The sequence below is a fragment of the Candidatus Fermentibacter sp. genome (assembly GCA_030373045.1).
GTDB lineage: Bacteria > Fermentibacterota > Fermentibacteria > Fermentibacterales > Fermentibacteraceae > Fermentibacter.
Window position 1 is genome coordinate 1 of the sequence record JAUCPW010000025.1, and the last position, 14,180, is coordinate 14,180.

At 66.9% G+C, this 14,180-nt stretch carries 15 protein-coding genes; 10 read left to right on the top strand and 5 right to left on the bottom strand.

Annotated features, from left to right (window positions below; translation table 11 throughout):
- Positions 1 to 87 precede the first annotated feature (87 nt).
- The 4 genes from QUS11_04630 to QUS11_04645 form a co-directional block, all read right to left on the bottom strand.
- Positions 88 to 297 carry a hypothetical protein gene (locus tag QUS11_04630; GenBank protein ID MDM7992577.1) on the bottom strand — a complete coding sequence of 70 codons (210 nt, stop codon included), beginning with the start codon at positions 295 to 297 and terminating at the stop codon, positions 88 to 90.
- Positions 298 to 453: 156 nt separating this feature from the next.
- Positions 454 to 924: an arginine repressor gene (gene argR, locus QUS11_04635; protein ID MDM7992578.1), complete on the bottom strand. Its 471-nt coding sequence runs from the start codon at positions 922 to 924 to the stop codon at positions 454 to 456.
- Positions 921 to 1,187: a hypothetical protein gene (locus tag QUS11_04640; protein ID MDM7992579.1), complete on the bottom strand. Its 267-nt coding sequence runs from the start codon at positions 1,185 to 1,187 to the stop codon at positions 921 to 923. Before QUS11_04640 ends, argR begins: the two co-directional genes overlap by 4 nt.
- A gap of 178 nt (positions 1,188 to 1,365) precedes the next feature.
- Positions 1,366 to 2,085, bottom strand: a complete 720-nt coding sequence (locus QUS11_04645; protein ID MDM7992580.1) for a hypothetical protein — start codon at positions 2,083 to 2,085, stop codon at positions 1,366 to 1,368.
- A 124-nt stretch (positions 2,086 to 2,209) separates the two neighbouring features.
- Between QUS11_04645 and QUS11_04650 the strand changes: the two genes are divergently transcribed.
- Together QUS11_04650 and QUS11_04655 are read left to right on the top strand one after the other, a co-directional pair.
- A complete protein-coding gene (locus QUS11_04650; GenBank protein MDM7992581.1) occupies positions 2,210 to 3,493 on the top strand; it encodes a hypothetical protein in 1,284 nt (427 codons plus the stop codon).
- A gap of 80 nt (positions 3,494 to 3,573) precedes the next feature.
- Positions 3,574 to 4,767: a glycosyltransferase family 4 protein gene (locus tag QUS11_04655; GenBank protein MDM7992582.1), complete on the top strand. Its 1,194-nt coding sequence runs from the start codon at positions 3,574 to 3,576 to the stop codon at positions 4,765 to 4,767.
- Here the strand turns inward: QUS11_04655 and QUS11_04660 are convergent.
- Complete coding sequence (locus QUS11_04660; GenBank protein ID MDM7992583.1) at positions 4,718 to 5,626, bottom strand: glycosyltransferase family 2 protein; 909 nt, start codon at positions 5,624 to 5,626, stop codon at positions 4,718 to 4,720. The two genes, QUS11_04655 and QUS11_04660, sit on opposite strands and share 50 nt — an antisense overlap.
- 122 nt (positions 5,627 to 5,748) lie before the next feature.
- Between QUS11_04660 and QUS11_04665 the strand changes: the two genes are divergently transcribed.
- From QUS11_04665 to QUS11_04700, 8 genes are read left to right on the top strand one after another with little or no spacing between them, the layout of a single operon-like run.
- On the top strand, positions 5,749 to 6,861 hold the full coding sequence (locus tag QUS11_04665) for an NAD-dependent epimerase/dehydratase family protein (protein ID MDM7992584.1): 1,113 nt from the start codon (positions 5,749 to 5,751) through the stop codon (positions 6,859 to 6,861).
- Positions 6,858 to 7,964, top strand: coding sequence for a glycosyltransferase family 1 protein (locus tag QUS11_04670; protein ID MDM7992585.1), 1,107 nt, complete (start codon positions 6,858 to 6,860; stop codon positions 7,962 to 7,964). Before QUS11_04665 ends, QUS11_04670 begins: the two co-directional genes overlap by 4 nt.
- Positions 7,961 to 9,427: a radical SAM protein gene (locus QUS11_04675; protein MDM7992586.1), complete on the top strand. Its 1,467-nt coding sequence runs from the start codon at positions 7,961 to 7,963 to the stop codon at positions 9,425 to 9,427. Before QUS11_04670 ends, QUS11_04675 begins: the two co-directional genes overlap by 4 nt.
- Positions 9,424 to 10,566 carry a glycosyltransferase gene (locus tag QUS11_04680; protein ID MDM7992587.1) on the top strand — a complete coding sequence of 381 codons (1,143 nt, stop codon included), beginning with the start codon at positions 9,424 to 9,426 and terminating at the stop codon, positions 10,564 to 10,566. Before QUS11_04675 ends, QUS11_04680 begins: the two co-directional genes overlap by 4 nt.
- Positions 10,563 to 11,960 carry a sugar transferase gene (locus QUS11_04685; GenBank protein ID MDM7992588.1) on the top strand — a complete coding sequence of 466 codons (1,398 nt, stop codon included), beginning with the start codon at positions 10,563 to 10,565 and terminating at the stop codon, positions 11,958 to 11,960. Before QUS11_04680 ends, QUS11_04685 begins: the two co-directional genes overlap by 4 nt.
- 16 nt (positions 11,961 to 11,976) lie before the next feature.
- Positions 11,977 to 13,140, top strand: a complete 1,164-nt coding sequence (locus tag QUS11_04690) for a DegT/DnrJ/EryC1/StrS family aminotransferase (GenBank protein ID MDM7992589.1) — start codon at positions 11,977 to 11,979, stop codon at positions 13,138 to 13,140.
- A 1-nt stretch (position 13,141) separates the two neighbouring features.
- The gene (locus QUS11_04695) at positions 13,142 to 13,816 is read left to right on the top strand and encodes a phosphatase PAP2 family protein (GenBank protein MDM7992590.1); all 675 of its coding nucleotides are present in this window, start codon (positions 13,142 to 13,144) and stop codon (positions 13,814 to 13,816) included.
- A gap of 13 nt (positions 13,817 to 13,829) precedes the next feature.
- Positions 13,830 to 14,177 (top strand): diacylglycerol kinase family protein, encoded by a 348-nt coding sequence (locus QUS11_04700; protein MDM7992591.1) that lies wholly within the window; start codon positions 13,830 to 13,832, stop codon positions 14,175 to 14,177.
- Positions 14,178 to 14,180: the final 3 nt, after the last annotated feature.

Below are 14,180 nucleotides of genomic sequence, written 5' to 3' on the forward strand. Positions count from 1 at the left end.
ACACAGCGCTGTCTCGTGGGCTCGGAGATGTGTATAAGAGACAGGGCACGAACTCTCGACGTGAGGCGCCTGTCCGGCCCCTCCGCCTCAGGAATGTGACTTCTTCGCCATCGCGTTTCCTATGAGCATCAGGACGATGCCGGCCACGAGTATGGCGCCGGCGCCGACATAGTTGTCGGGCAGGGCGATGCCTGCGTACTCCCACGAACCGGGGGTGAAGGCGCCGTACATGCTCACGGCACCGGCCACGATCCCGGCCCAGCCGAGCCACTTCAGAATCTGAGCGATGGTATCCACTGTCGACCCCTCCTTCTGGATGAACCCCGGCGGACTATACAGCAGGGTATGCCGGTGTGCAAAGCCGGAGGGACGACGTCGAACAGGGGACTGGCCGGGTGCGGAGATGCGATACGGGGGCGGACGCCGTCCGCCCCCGCACCCGGCCGCGATGTCCTAGAACCTGTTGCCCAGGACCGGCAGCAGCTTGTTGCGGAGCATGCTGCAGGTTTCCTCGTTCGCGCAGACCGCGAGGATGGTGTCGTCGCCCGCGACCGTACCTATCACGTCCTGGAAGCCATACTGGTCGAAGGCGTTGGCGACCCCTGCCGCCGCGCCGGGGGTGGTCTTGATGAGCATGAGGTTGCCGCACATGTTGACGGTCTCGACGTTGTCGCGGAAGGCTATCTCCAGCCGCCTGCGGATGTCGGCCGTGTTGCTCTCGGAGATGACCTGGTAGCGGTGCACGCCCGGGCGGACCGAGACCCTTGCCGCGCCGAGCTCGAGCAGGTCGCGGGAGACGGTGGCCTGTGTGACCTTGAATCCCTTCTCCTTGAGATGGTTGGTGATCTCGATCTGGTCTCCGACCTCGGTATCGTTCAGGAGCTTCCTGAGTGCATCGAGCCTGTCGGCCTTGGACCTTCTCATGATTCCTCCTCGAATGGGTTGACGGGAATTTCACAAGCAAACAGGGCATTATCCACGGTGGAACCTTGCATGCAGAGACGGGTCAGGCGCTGGAAACGGGAATCGTTATCCGTTTCACGATTCGGAAGGCGCGTCATGTCCGGCAATGGTGCCGACTCGCCTGCAGCGCGTTCCGCGTCAGGACCTTGCAGGTCATCGAGGATCAGGCCATTCCTGTCATCCAATAACGAAAGATGGCTGCCGATCTCTCTCGCCTCCACCATTCCACCGGGCCTTCCGGGTCGGGAACGGTTCTTCACTCCATTTTATGCCTCCTAAAATACAGCAACGGACACCGGGAGTCCATAGGTTATTCCAGTACCTGCAAAAATTGTTGAGCGTGTGGAAAAATTTGAGCGTTCGCGCAGAACGGCTTGTACGTCATGGGAGCCCGGCGGCGGGCTACAGGCTCAGACTCCTGGCGATGTAGAATCCCAGTCTCGGCGAGTCATATCCGGTTCCGGCCGAGAGCAGCCTCGGGCCGGTTGCCGTGCCGTTTCCAGCGAACAGGCCGAAACGGTGGCCCGCGGTGTCCATCCTGAGGCCCAGGCACCAGACATCGATGGAATCCGCCTCGAATCCACCGGAACCGTCCTGTGCCGGCCAGTACTCGCCCTGGAGACCGACAGAGGCGGTCAGGGCGGCGTCGGCCCCGAAGCCGAGGATGGTCCGCTCCTCCCTGGCGTCGTAACCGCCGCAGACCAGGACGGTGGCGAGCCCGCCGAGCCTCGGCGACTCGGCGGATGCCAGGCCGAGGAAGCCGTCCTCCCTTTCGCCCCCGTCGGTTTCGACCCAGTACCAGTGCCCCGAGACATGCACGGAGGCCGACATCCCCCCGGTCCGGGCGTTGTAGCCGGCTCCGAGCATGTACTCGCCATGCGAGGATTCATGCGACATGTCGAGCTCCACGCCCCCGGCCATGAAACTCCTGGAGCCGATCGAGGTGTTCGCCCCCCGGTCGGTCCCCATGAAATCGTCCAGAGGATCGTCGAAGGCCTCCCCGAGGAACCTGTGCCGGACCTGGATCTCGGATATGCCGGGGTCGAGGAAGCACGGACCGAAGACTCCGGGCATCCCGGAACCGTATCCCGTGGTCGCCGCCGCAGCCAGAAACAGAATCAAGCCTCCCATGACGCCCCCCGCCTGTGCCTGGAAGCCCTCGGCCCGGTCATCCGCGCGGGCCGCCGGAATATACCCGGCCCTCCCCTGTAGAAAGCTAGTGAAAGGCTTTCCATGGAGGTGTCCGATGTTCCCCTGCCTTGCGATCGTTGCCCTCGCTGCGGCGTCGAGAGTGACCGCGCCGGACTACAACGAAGTGGTCAGCAGCGTAGCCGGGATGACCTGGAACTACGAAGTCTGTGACATGGCCTCCGGATTCGGGCTCGACGTGGTCAACGTCACCTGGGAGGACACCGGCAGATACTACGGATCGTGCTGGGGTCCAAACATCAGCGACCTGACGATACAGGTCCACCACACCGACCCGTACTCCGGCGAGACCGCCCTCACATGCATGCCGGTGATAAGGTATCCCAACTTCTACGACCTGTCCGCCGACCTCGATCCCGACGACTTCTTCCTGCTGGTGGGCAACGAGTCCGGCGACGAGCTGGAACCCGTCTCGCTGACCGACTATGTCGACGATCTGAGGAGCTACCTGCACGACCCCTACTCCTGGAGGGGAGGCAGGTCGAGCCTGCTGGCGGATCGCGACAGCGTCGTCCTCGTGAGCGCGCAGGCGGTCTTCCTGCCGATCGGGGAGAACGGCACGGCCACGTTCAACCCCGTGCTGTTCAACTACCAGTCCTACGAGGACAACCCTGCCGTGCTGGCCATCCTCTGCACACGCGAGGGCACCAGCGCAACGATCATCGACAACACGAGGGATCCGGTGCCCGGCGCGTATTCATGGGGCCAGAGGCTGTTCTTCAACGACGACGGACAGAGGGCCTGCCTGACCGGCGAGCGGATCTCCGACTTCGACCCCGACGGTTCCGACGACATCTCGGTCAGCGCCTCGGGCGAGGAGGGGCTCAACATGGTGCTCCTCATACAGATCCCGCTCAGGCAGAACAGGCCCGCCCAGACCTGGTTCGACGGGGATGTCTGCTATGAATCCTGCGCTCCCTCCGCCTGTGGCGCCATGAGCCGCGGCTCCGATGTCGAGTCCGCCGTCGTGGGCCACGGCGACCTCGAGGGGCCATTCACCGAGATCGACGGCCTGAGGATCCAGAGGGACACCGACTACCCCATCAGGGTCACCGTGCAGTTCTACAAGGCGACCTCCAACGGAGTCGTAACCGAGGACGACATCAGGGAGATAAGGGACCAGATCGGCAGGGTCTACGAGGACGCATCCTACATCGGCTCGCTCGTCCTGCCCGAACCCGGGAGCTACAGACCCACGGACTGGGACCGCGACCATCCCTCGCGCAGGCTCACCCGCTACTGGGAGGAGACCCGCCGCCAGCTCCTGCTCGACATCGGCAGGCCCGACCTCATAGAAGGGAACAGCTGGGAGGACGACTAGCACCAGCGGTCAGGGGACGGAATCCACGGCCGGGGCCCCGCGAGGGGCCCCTCCCGCCTGCACGGACCTATAATCGCCCGATGAAGCTGCACGTCTTCCACAACCTGCCCTCCGGAGGCGGCGCCAGGGCGCTCTCGTCCGTCCTGCCGCACCTCCGGGAGCGGTTCGAGGTCGTGATCCACGCACCTGAGGGATCGGCCCCGGTCTGCGACGGGACGGCCGGGATCCGGACATGGCCCTTCCCGGAGGGTGCGAGGATCCCGCGCACGGCCCGGCTCCTCGGACCGCTTCCCTACCTGCGCAGGCTCTCGGCGTTCGATGCGCTCTGCCGGCGAATCGCAGACTCCATCGACGACTCCGGGGCCGACTGCGTCCTGGTGCACAACTCGATGTACGTGGCGGCGCCGCCGCTGCTCTCCCATCTGCGGACGCCCTCCCTCTACTACTGCTACGAGTTCCCCAGGCACATACACGACGGGGACCTCATCCGAAGATCGGGGAGCAGGGTCGCCGAGGCCGCCCTCGTTCCGCTGACGCGCAGGGAGGGGCGCATGGACTCGGCTGCAGTGAGCCATGCCGGCTCGGTCGCGACCCTTTCCTCCTACATGGCCGGCAGGCTCGCAGGCATCTACGGGGTATCCGCCGGCGTGGTCAGACCGGGCGTGGACTCCGGCTTCTTCAGCCCCGGACCGGTAGCGGGAAACGGCGGATATGCGGTCTCGGCCGGAGCGCTCTGGCCGTACAAGGGGCACGACCTCGCGATCACGGCGGCTGCCGGGGCGGGCCTGCGCGAGTTCGTAATAGTCGCCGACAGGGAGTATCCGGGCTTCCGGGAGACGCTCGAGAAGCTGGCGGCCTCCTCGGGCACGCGCCTCCTGATCCTCCGGGGCATAGACGACAGGGAGCTGCTCTCGATCTACAGGTCGGCCGCGGTGGTGATCTGCTGCCAGAAGTCCGAACCCTACGGGCTGGTGCCCCTCGAGGCCATGGCCTGCGGCAGGCCGGTCGTGGCAGTGCGGGAGGGCGGCTTCGTCGAGAACATCGAGGACGGGGTCACCGGCATCCTCGTAGAGAGGAGTGTCGAGGCCGTGGCGTCGGCAGTGGCCTCGGTGACGGCGGACCGGGCTCTCGCGGCCTCTCTGGGATCTGCTGGCAGGGCGTTCGTGGAGGCGCGGAGGACGGTGGATCTCGCTGCCCTCGCCCTTGCGGATCAGATCGAGGCGGTCATCCGGCGCAGCCGCTCTGCCCGCGCCACCGGCCCGGCTTCCCCCTGACACCGTCCCGCCAGGCCTCCCACAGGACCGGGACGAGCCCCGACCGGCCGGAGAGCGGGAAGATGACCGACTTGGCCGCCACCACGGCCGAGGCGTAGAGGTGGAAGACGAGCCTCCCCATCGGGCCGAGCACGTCCCTCGCGAGGAGGAAGCGGTTCCTGAACGGGTAGTAGATCGCCACGGGCGATCCGGGGCCCCCGCTGCACGCCGCGACCTCGTGCAGCACCTCCGCGGAGGGCACGAGGAACACCCTCCCCCCGGCCCGCTTCAGCCTCAGGCAGAACTCCACGTCCTCCCAGTACATGAAGTAGTCGGACCTGAACCCGCCCATCGCCGCGAACACGCCGGCCCTGACCATCATCGCGCATCCGGTCGCGAAGTCGGTCTCGACCGGGCCGGCAGGCAGGCAGGTCCTGGGAGTGTCGTACCTCTGATCTAGCAGCATGCGCGCCGGCATGAACCGGCCTCCGGCGCTCCAGACCCGCGAGGGATCGGCCATGTAGAAGACGGGGGCGGATGCCACGGATGCCTCGGGATGAGCCTCGAGGAAGTCGGCGAGGATCCGTATGGCCGTGGGCGAGACGACCGCGTCGGTGTTGAGCAGGAAGACGTAGTCTGCCTCTCCTTCTCCCAGCATGGCGAATGCCCGGTTGTTGCCCTCGGCGAACCCGCTGTTCCGGTCAAGGGCGGCGAACCTGAGCCCGGGCGCTTCGCGCACCCAGGAGGGGGGAGGGGACGGACTCGCGTTGTCGACCATCAGAGACAGGAGGTCGACACCCTCGGAGGCCGACAGCGAGTCCAGGCAGCGCCTGGCCAGATCCCACTGACCGTAGTTCACAAGCAAGACCGCGATCTTCAAGAGTTCCGCCTTTCCCGGCTAATATCTCACGCCCCCCGCGCCTGTCCAGCAGTTTCGGGCTATGCCCCCCGCCGTGCGAGCGCTTATCTTCCACGGGCATTTCACATCAGGAAGGCACCGATTTGAAGAAGGTCCTGATCACCGGCGGAGCCGGCTTCATCGGCTCGCATCTCGCCGATCTGCTTCTCGAAAGCGGATACTGCGTGAGGGCGCTGGACTGCCTCGACCCCCAGGTGCACGGCCGGGATGCGCGGAGGCCGTCATACCTGGCGGACGAGGTCGAACTGGCGATGGGCGACGTGCGCGATGCAGGCGCAGTTTCCTCCGCCCTCGAGGGCTGCTCGCACCTGGTCCACTTCGCGGCCGCCGTGGGAGTCGGCCAGTCGATGTACGAGATCGCGAGGTACACCTCCGTGAACTCGCTGGGGGCGGCCGTGGTCCTCGAGGCGGTCTCGAAGAGCCGCGGCATCGAGGGGATGGTGGTGGCCAGCTCGATGTCCATCTACGGCGAGGGGCTGTACCGGTGCCCCGCCTGCGGCGACGCCGAACCCGGGCTGAGGTCGCGCGGCGACATGGCGGCCGGGCGGTGGGAACCCCTCTGTCCCGCATGCGGATCCGCCTGCGAGGCCGTTCCGACGCCCGAGACCAAGACGCTGGCCCCGACCTCGGTGTACGCGGTCAACAAGAGGGATCACGAGGAGCTCTTCCTGTCGGTCGGGGCGGCCTACGGGATACCCGCCACCGCGCTCAGGTTCTTCAACGTCTACGGCGACAGGCAGGCCCTCTCCAATCCCTACACCGGGGTCGCCGCGATCTTCGCCTCCAGGCTGCTGAACGGGAACAGGCCCATCGTCTTCGAGGACGGCCTGCAGAGCAGGGACTTCACCCACGTCAGCGACGTGGCCAGGGCCTGCCTGCTGGCGCTCCGGAAGGCTCCGGGCGGAGCGGTCAACGTGGGCACCGGCCGACCCACGCCGGTCATCGAGATCGCCCGCATCCTCGACAGGGCCCTGGGCACCGGGCTGGAACCGGAAGTGACCGGGGAGTTCAGGGCGGGAGACATAAGACACTGCTACGCTGACGTTTCCAGGGCCTCGCGCGAACTGGGCTTCTCGGCCTCCGTACCTCTCGAGGAGGGCATGGCCGGCCTCGCTTCATGGCTCTCCACGCAGCACTCCGTGGACATGTCCGAGAGCGCCGCGCTCGAACTGAGGTCGAGAGGTCTGGCCAGGTGAAGAGGATCCTGCTCGACGGACGGGCGCTGCAACCCGGGATCGACGGGATCGGGCGCTTCGTGATCTCCGTTTCGGGCAGGCTCCGGTCCCTGAGGCCGAACTGGGATCTCACGCTGCTGGTCTCCCCGGGTTCGGCCCGGCATTTCGAGAACAGGGACGGCCTGCGCGTGATCGAGTCCCGGGTCGCCAGATTCCGGCCCCGGGAGAAGCGCTGCCTGTCACAGCTCGTCCGTGGGATCGCACCCGATGCCTGCCTCAACTTCTCCTTCACGGGCCCTCTCTGGGACGGGCGAAACGGACCGCTCTGCCCCACATCCTTCGTGGTCCACGACACGATGGTCCTGGAGATGAAGGGGTACTTCGGCGCCGGCCCGATCCAGGACGCCCTCAAGAGGATGCGCTGCAGGAACCTGTTCCGGGTCTCCCTGTCCGGCTCGGCCGCCCTCGCAGTCCCCACGCGCAGCGTGATGGACGACCTGTGCAGGCTTTATCCCGAGGCGGAGGAGAAGATCACGGTGGTGTACGAGGGCCAGGACCTGTTCGACCCCGCCGCGCCGGCCGGCCTGCGGGAGGGCGGTTTCCTCCTGTACGTCGGCAATGCGAGGCTCTACAAGAACCTGCCGAGGCTCCTGGCGGCATATGAGAAGGCGTCGGGCGCACCGGACCTCGTCATGGTCGTGAGGCACGACCGGGAGTACCCGGCCTTCGAGCGGGTCCTGCAGCGTTCGGGCGCCCGGGGGAGGATAAGGGTCCTGAGCGCGGTGCCGGACGAGGAGCTGACCCGGCTCTACCGGTCGTGCACGGCCTTCGTCTCGCCCTCCGTCCGTGAGGGGTTCGGCCTGCCCGTGCTCGAGGCGATGGCCGCCGGCTGCCCGGTGATCGCCAGCCGGGGAACGGCTCTGGAGGAGGTGGCCGGAGACGGCGCACTCCTGGTCGATCCGACCGATGTGGACGCCATGGCGGGAGCCATCACGGAGATCTGCGGAAACCCCGGCATGAGGGCCGAGCTGTCGGCCAGGGCATCCTCCCGCGCCGCCCTGTTCGGCTGGGACTCCACGGCTGGGAGGATCGCGGAGATGATAGAAGGAACGATGAAGCCATGAAGACTGCCGTCGTCAACGCCCCGTTCCTCGGGGGGAGGTTCTCCAGGACATCGAGATCCCCGGCCATCCTGAAGAGCGGAACCCTCTACTGGCCGTTCTGGCTGGCCCACGGAACGGGGGCGCTCGAGCAGGCCGGATTCGAGACGCTCTTCCTCGACTGCCCGGCTCAGGGCATCGGCGAGGACGAGATGCTCCGCAGGGTCTCCGAGGCATCCCCCGGGCTGATCGCGGTGGACACCTCCACGGCAGCGATATACAGCGATCTCAGGCTGGCCTCGGCCCTGAAGGCGGGGAACCCCGGCGCCCGGGTGTTCCTGCTCGGCACCCATGCGAGCGCGCTGCCGGAGGAATGCCTCAGGCTCGCCCCCTCGCTGGACGGAGTGGTCCTCGGCGAATACGACCGCACCCTGGTCGAGCTGGCGCAGGCGGTCGACGGGGGGGGCGGTTTCGACGCCATACCCGGCCTCTGCCTCAACCGCGACATGGATTTCCACCGCACTCCCGCCCGGGAGCCGATCCGCGACCTCGACTCGCTTCCCTTCCTCGCCGACGTATACCGGAGGCATCTCAGGCCCGGGGACTACTTCTTCGCGGCTGCCAGATATCCGAGCGTGATGACGATCACCAGCAGGGGGTGCCCCTGCAGGTGCTCGTTCTGCCTGTGGCCGCAGGTCCTGCACCGCGGCCTGTACCGCACCAGGACCCCCGGGCACGTGGCCGAGGAGTTCCTGCTGTTCAGGGAGTACTTCCCGCAGATCCAGGAGATCGTCGTCGAGGACGACACGTTCTCGGCCGACAGCAGGCGTGTGGAGGCCGTGGCCGACGCGCTGATCGCCGCCGGGAACCGCCTCCCCTGGACGGCCAACACCAGGGCCACGATCACCCTCGAGGCCATGCGGAAGATGAAGGCCGCGGGCTGCAGGCTGATAATCGTGGGCTACGAGTCGGGTTCGCAGGAGATACTCGACAGGGTGACGAAGGGGACCACCATCGGGCAGAACCTGGAATTCGCCGAGAGGGCCCGCAGGGCCGGCCTCCTGGTGCACGGGTGCTTCATGGCGGGCAACCCCGGCGAGACGCCCGACACGCTCGAGGCCACTCTCTCGATGGCCATGAGGCTCCGGCCCGACACCGCCCAGTTCTTCCCGATCATGGCCTATCCCGGCACGAAGATCTATGAGGAGTACGACAGGCAGGGCATGCTGAGGACCCGTGACTTCCGGCAGTGGGTGACGCCGGAGGGGCTCCACGACTGCGTGGTGGACCTGCCCGGCCTCAGCTCGCGCGACCTCGTCGACTGGTGCGACGGCGCGCGCAGGAGGTTCTACCTCAGACCTTCGTACCTCCTCTACAAGGGGATCCAGTGCCTGCGCCACCCCCTGACGGAAGGCAGGAGGACCATGAAGGCCTTCGGCACGTTCCGGAAGCACCTCTTCCGCAACTCCCGCGCCGCCCGCGGATGACTGCGGCCGGGATCCTCCTCTGGGTGTCTGCGGGGCTCCTGCTCCTGCACTACGCCGGCTATCCCCTGGCCCTGGCCCTGGCGGCCGGCCTCATGGGGAGGCGTCGAGGCGGAGAACCCGCGGAAGGCGGACCCATGAAGGTGAGCGTGCTGATCTCCGCGAGGAACGAGGAGCGCCACATGGCCTCCAGGATCGAGAACCTCCTCGCCCAGGACTACGAAGGTCCGGTCGAGATACTCGTCGGATCCGACGCCTCCACCGACGGCACGGACCGGATCGTCTCCGGATTCGAGGGAGTGAGGCTGCTCAGGTCGGAGACCAGGTCGGGCAAGCCGAGGATGCTGCAGGCCCTCAGGAGGATGGCTACCGGCGACGTGCTCGTCTTCACCGATGCCGACACCGTCTTCGCCCCGGGGACCATCGGCAGCCTCGTCCGGCCCTTCGCAGACCCCCGTGTCGGGTGCGTAGACGGGGTCAGGCTGAACAGCCTGGACGGGAGCACCTGCGAGAGCACCTACATGAAGTACGAGAGATGGATAAAGAGGATGTGCAGCAGGTTCGGGGCCGTACTCGGAGGGACCGGAGCGGTGTTCGCCCTCCGCGCATCCGCCTTCTCCCCTCTCGCGGAGGACAGGTCGGATGACTTCGAACTCGCGGTCATGGCCAGGATGCAGGGCTTCGGATGCGTGTGCGCCCCGGGAGCGGTGGCCGTGGAGCCCTCGCCGGACGACCGCGCCCAGTACAGGCGCATGGTGAGGATCGTGAGCTGGATGTCCGGGAGCGGCCTGCGGATGCTCGCCATGGCGCTCTCCCGCGGCCGCGCGGGCCTCGCCCTCCAGCTCCTCGTCCACAAGATCCTCCGGTGGACCTCGGGCTACCTCCTGGTGATCGCCACGGTCTGCGCCGGGCTGCTGTCCGCCGCCGCACCCTTCTCCTACATCTTCTGGCTCCTGATGGCCTTCCATACCCTCGCCCTGGCAGGGCTGCTCCTCGGGGACGCCATGCCGGGCCCGGCGAGGTTCCCGTTCTACTTCTGGGTCATGAACCTCGCATCGATGGTGGGCTTCGCCAGGATGATCATCGGGAGACCCGTGGAGACCTGGGACCGCAGGGCCTTGCGGACGGTGACCCGGACATGAGGAAGCTGCTCATCCTCATGGGGATCGTGGCCGACGGAGCCGCCGTCGCCATCTCCCTCGCCGCCGCGAGCTGGCTGAAGTTCGACTCCGGGCTGTTCCCCGGCACCGAAGGCCCGGGCCCGAGCGCCATGATCGCCGGGATCTCGGTCTCCGTCCTCTACTGGATCCTGTTCTTCGCGGTGACGGGCTGCTTCACGATGCACTGGGACAGGAGCTGGAACGACGAGATGCGGATGACCGCAAAACCGGTGACGGCAGGGATGGTGCTGCTCGCTGCCATCACATTCCTGGCCGCGCCCGGATTCTCGATAGGCAGGTGGATCTTCCTCTTCTACTACCTGCTCACCCTCGCCTCGGTCTTCGCAGCCCGCGGCTTCATGAGGCTGATCGAGAAGAAATCCGCGGAACGCGGGCTGGTCTGGCGCAGGACCGTGATAGTCGGAACCGGCTCGAAGGCTCTGGCCATGGCTTCCGACCTGGCCGCCCGGCCTGCCCTGGGCTACAGGACGATCGGGTTCGTCAGATCCTCCTGCGAGAACGGTCCGTCGGAGGTCCCCGCCGACCGGATACTGGGCGACAGCTCCGAGCTGCCCGGCATCATCGAGAGGGAGGGGGCCACCGAGATCATCATCACCCTGGCCTCGAACTTCCACGACGACATCCTGTCCATGCTCCTGCCGGCCACCTGCTCCGGAGTGAGGGTGAAGGTGGTCCCCGACCTCTTCGACGTGGTCGCGGGGCATGTCCACAACACCCAGATACACGGCGCACAGCTCATGGAGATCACGCCCGGGAGGATGCCGTTCTGGCAGAAGCTGGCGAAGGTGGTGCTGGACTACACCTTCAGCTCACTGGTCCTCCTGATCGGCTCCCCCGTCCTCCTGGCGATCGCCCTTGCCATAAAGCTGGACAGCCGGGGCACCGTCTTCTACTCGCAGACGAGGGTGGGCATGGGCGGGAGGCCCTTTCCCATCTACAAGTTCAGGAGCATGATAAGCGAGGCCGAGAAGAACACGGGACCAGTCTGGGCCGGCAAGAACGACCCCAGGATCACCAGGGTCGGCGCCTTCATAAGGAAGACCCATCTCGACGAGATCCCGCAGTTCATCAACGTCCTGCGGGGCGAGATGTCGGTGGTCGGCCCGAGGCCGGAACGCCCCAAGATCGTCGAGGAGCTCAAGAAGGTCTATCCGTTCTTCGAGAAGAGGCTCACCCTCAAGCCCGGCATCACGGGCTGGGCGCAGGTCAAGCTCGATTATGTCGACACCGTGGAGAACATCGCCGACAGGCTCAGGTACGATTTCTTCTACATGGAGAACCAGTCGCTGTTCCTGGACATCGAGATAATGCTCCGCACGATGATCGTGATGATCACCGGGAAGGGCGCCCACTAGCACGGAGGCACCGGATATGCCCGTTCCGCTACTCGACATCTCCCGCCAGCACGCGCCCATACTTTCCGAGCTGCGAGCCGTCCTCGACGAGGCCCTGGCTGGATCGCGCTTCATAAAGGGCCCCGCTCTGGAGAGGTTCGAACATGACCTCGCGGGCTACTGCGACGCGAGGCGCGCCGTGGGCTGCGCCTCCGGCACCGACGCCATCATCCTCGCCCTCCAGGCGCTCGACCTGGCGCCGGGCGAGGAGGTCGTCACCACGCCGTTCACGTTCTTCGCATCGGCGGGAGCCATCGTCAGGGCAGGAGGGATACCCGTCTTCATCGACATCCAGCCCGACACCTTCAACATCTCGCCGGCAGCCTTCAAGCGCTTCCTCGACCAGAACTGCGCCCTGACGGACAGGGGCGCCGTCGACAGGCGGACGGGGCTGGCGGTACGGGCGCTGGTCGCGGTGGACCTCTTCGGCCAGGTGGCCGACATGGACTCCCTGGAGAGGACCTGTTCGGACTGGGGGATATCCCTGGTCGAGGACGCCTGCCAGTCGATCGGCGCCATGTGGAAGGAACGCAGGGCGGGGACCTTCGGGCGCATCGGATGCTTCAGCTTCTTCCCGTCCAAGAACCTGGGCGCCCTCGGCGACGCGGGCGCGATGGTCACCGACGACTGCGCGCTGGCCGACAGGCTGGTGAGCCTGCGCGAGCACGGCGGGCAGGGCTACATCCATCGCGAGGTGGGCACCAACAGCAGGATGGACGCCATCCAGGCCGGCTTCCTCACGGTCAAGCTGCGGCATCTCGACGGATGGCACGACGGGAGGCGCCGGAACGCCGAGTTCTACGCCCGGGCCTTCGCCGATGTCGATGAGATAGCCACCCCCGTGATCGATCCCAGGGCGTGGTCCGTCTACAACCAGTACACCGTCAGGGCGGCCGACAGGGACGGCCTGATGGCCCATCTCAAGTCGGCCGGGATAGGCTGCGCCGTCTACTACCCGCTCCCCCTCCATCTGCAGGAGTGCTTCTCGAGCCTGGGATACTCCGCGGGCGACTTCCCCGCGTCCGAGAAGGCCGCCGCGGAGGTCCTGTCGCTGCCCGTCTTCGGAGAACTCACAGAGGAGGAGCTCGGAGAGGTCGTTCGCTCGGTGAAGGATTTCTACGCGAAGGGCCGCGGGAGGTGAATTGCCTGTCGGGGCCTTCCTCCTGATCCTGATGGCGTCGCTCGACTCGTTCGTCGACGACCTGGGGGAAGGCTATCTCGACATGATCTCGGGCCCGGCGGCCGGCTTCGGCGCCTCGGCAACCGGCATGGCCCTGGTTCTCGAACCCGCCGGGGACGTTTCGGGATTCCTGGGGGACGGGCCGGCGGACGCGGCTTCCGATGCCTGCGACCTGCTCTTCGGCTACGCTTCGATCGGCCTCTCCTCCGGCCTCTGGGCCGCCGGAGGCCTTCTCGACGACGATGGGCTCGAACTGACCGGCATGCGCTGCACGGAAGCCCTCGCGCTGAGCTACGGGATGTCGGGGCTCCTGAAGGTCGCGACACGCAGGGAGAGGCCGGACGGGTCGGACAGCATGAGCTTCCCCTCGTTCCATTCCGCGTCCTCCGCAGCCTTCGCGGCCGTGGTCTGGAGCGAGCACGGGCCCTCGGCCGGAATACCCGTGGCAGCCCTGGCGGCATTCACGGCCCTCTCGCGGATGCACCGGGGGGATCATCACGTCTCGGATGCCGTGGCAGGGCTGGCGATCGGTGCGGCGGCGGGGATCGCCGCGGCAGGCCGGGGAGGCACAGGGGGCGGCGGCCCGACGATCGGCGTCGTCCTCACCGGGGACGGGGTCATCCCGGTTTTGAGATGAGGCGGGAGGGTTCGTGAAAGACAGGATTCGCAGCTTCGGATACGCGTTCAGAGGCATCCGGACCCTCGTGGCCTCCGAGACGAACGCCAGGATCCATCTCGCAGCCACGGCGGCGGTGATGGCACTGGGCATCGCATGCAGGCTCTCGTCCGGGGAGTGGACGGCCGTCATCCTGGCCGTCTCGACGGTCTGGAGCGCGGAAGCCATGAACACCGCCGTCGAGAGGCTGGCTGACAGGACCGCGCCCGAGCGCCATCCTCTGGTCCGCGCGGCCAAGGACGTGGCCGCGGCCGGCGTGCTGATCGCCTCTCTCGGGGCGCTGGCCGTGGGGCTGGTCGTGTTCCTGCCCAGGTTCGCATGATCC

What these genes read in the sequence shown, in the direction of transcription:
- argR (MDM7992578.1), bottom strand. Translation starts at nt 924, where the DNA reads ATGAGAAGGTCCAAGGCCGACAGGCTCGATGCACTCAGGAAGCTCCTG.
- QUS11_04640 (MDM7992579.1), bottom strand. Translation starts at nt 1,187, where the DNA reads ATGGTGGAGGCGAGAGAGATCGGCAGCCATCTTTCGTTATTGGATGAC.
- QUS11_04650 (MDM7992581.1), top strand. Translation starts at nt 2,210, where the DNA reads ATGTTCCCCTGCCTTGCGATCGTTGCCCTCGCTGCGGCGTCGAGAGTG.
- QUS11_04655 (MDM7992582.1), top strand. Translation starts at nt 3,574, where the DNA reads ATGAAGCTGCACGTCTTCCACAACCTGCCCTCCGGAGGCGGCGCCAGG.
- QUS11_04675 (MDM7992586.1), top strand. Translation starts at nt 7,961, where the DNA reads ATGAAGACTGCCGTCGTCAACGCCCCGTTCCTCGGGGGGAGGTTCTCC.
- QUS11_04680 (MDM7992587.1), top strand. Translation starts at nt 9,424, where the DNA reads ATGACTGCGGCCGGGATCCTCCTCTGGGTGTCTGCGGGGCTCCTGCTC.
- QUS11_04685 (MDM7992588.1), top strand. Translation starts at nt 10,563, where the DNA reads ATGAGGAAGCTGCTCATCCTCATGGGGATCGTGGCCGACGGAGCCGCC.
- QUS11_04690 (MDM7992589.1), top strand. Translation starts at nt 11,977, where the DNA reads ATGCCCGTTCCGCTACTCGACATCTCCCGCCAGCACGCGCCCATACTT.